The organism is Streptomyces klenkii (assembly GCF_003626645.1).
In the GTDB taxonomy this organism is placed as follows: domain Bacteria; phylum Actinomycetota; class Actinomycetes; order Streptomycetales; family Streptomycetaceae; genus Streptomyces; species Streptomyces klenkii.
In genome coordinates this window covers 1-1,102 of sequence record NZ_RBAM01000168.1, presented here as the reverse complement: position 1 = coordinate 1,102, position 1,102 = coordinate 1, and the positions used below count along the sequence as shown (strand labels likewise).

The window sequence follows — 1,102 nt, the reverse complement described above, 5'->3', positions numbered from 1 at the left end:
GTAGGCGACATCCGGTGCCTCGGTCACCTGTTCGGCGGTATCGCCCGTAGGCTGGTCCATGCCGCGCTCCCTCGAAGCGTTGGCCATGCCCCCGGGCCGGTCGCACGGCCGCGGGGGTCCACGTGGGTGTATAGCTCCCTGTAGCAGTATGGAGCACAGGGGAGCTTCCCGCCGCTGCGCGCAGCTATACACCGCTTTACGTTGCCCGCATGGATGACGAGCTGGGTGGCCCCCTTGACCTGACGGGCCCCGAGTACGTCTACGTGCAGATCGCTGAGCGCATCGCCGCGCAGATCGCGGCGGGCCGGTTCCCGCCGGGTGCCCGCCTGCCGTCGGAGCGGGACCTGGCGGAGCGGTTCGGGGTGTCCTACGGCACGGTGCGGCGCGCGACGGACGAGCTGCGCGAGCGGGGCCTCATCCGCACCGTCCACGGCCGCGGCACCTACATCACCCAGCCGCCCGCCGATTCGTCCTCGGATGGTGGAGGCGGGTAGTCAGGTGTTCCTCTTGGTGTAGGGCCAGACCTCGTGGTTCGGGTCCCACCACACGACGTGGAAGATGTTCCCGTCGAGGAAGCCGTAGAGGCGCTGGGTGCCGGTGAACTCCAGTCGGTGGAGTTTCGTCATGTCGTCCCAGCCCATCACGGTGAGCCGCTCCAGGGCTTCCCTGCACAGGCCGCCGGGCAGGTCGTATTCCTTGAACAGCCGCCACGTGTTGCGCAGCTCGTTCACGGTCATCGACTCGCAGTTCGCCAGCTTGCGGAGCACCTCGCACAGCACGGAAGGCTCCATGGCGCCGAACCCCCACGGGCCGTCATGGTCCACGTGCGTGAACCGCCAGCTGACCCGCTCGTGCGAGTTCCCGCTGCGGTCGAGCAGAGACGCCGGGGCGCCGGTCCGCTTCCCCTCGCGTACCGGCGCCTTCGGGACGGCCAGGCTCTTCCTCGGCTTCCCCCCTTTGCCCATCAGTCCTCTCGGTCGACCAGGGCGCCGAAGAAGTCGGCGATCTCTTCGTCGGTGAGTTGTTCGTTGCTGCGTTCCAGGTCGGCGACGCCGGCGCGCCGTCGGGCGTACACCCACGGGCCTGCCTGGTGGGTCATGGC

Annotated in this window: 2 protein-coding genes; one reads left to right on the top strand and one right to left on the bottom strand. The window is 69.1% G+C overall.

Annotation, left to right across the window (positions count from 1 at the left end; all coding sequences use genetic code 11):
- Positions 1-209: 209 nt before the first annotated feature.
- Complete coding sequence (locus tag D7231_RS35505) at positions 210-494, top strand: GntR family transcriptional regulator (protein ID WP_120760516.1); 285 nt, start codon at positions 210-212, stop codon at positions 492-494.
- On the opposite strand, the gene D7231_RS35500 is transcribed toward D7231_RS35505, so the two are convergent.
- On the bottom strand, positions 495-965 hold the full coding sequence (locus tag D7231_RS35500; RefSeq protein ID WP_120760514.1) for a hypothetical protein: 471 nt from the start codon (positions 963-965) through the stop codon (positions 495-497).
- Positions 966-1,102 lie beyond the last annotated feature (137 nt).

Coding starts and splice junctions, on each gene's coding strand:
- D7231_RS35505 (WP_120760516.1), top strand. CDS start 210: ATGGATGACGAGCTGGGTGGCCCCCTTGACCTGACGGGCCCCGAGTAC.
- D7231_RS35500 (WP_120760514.1), bottom strand. CDS start 965: ATGGGCAAAGGGGGGAAGCCGAGGAAGAGCCTGGCCGTCCCGAAGGCG.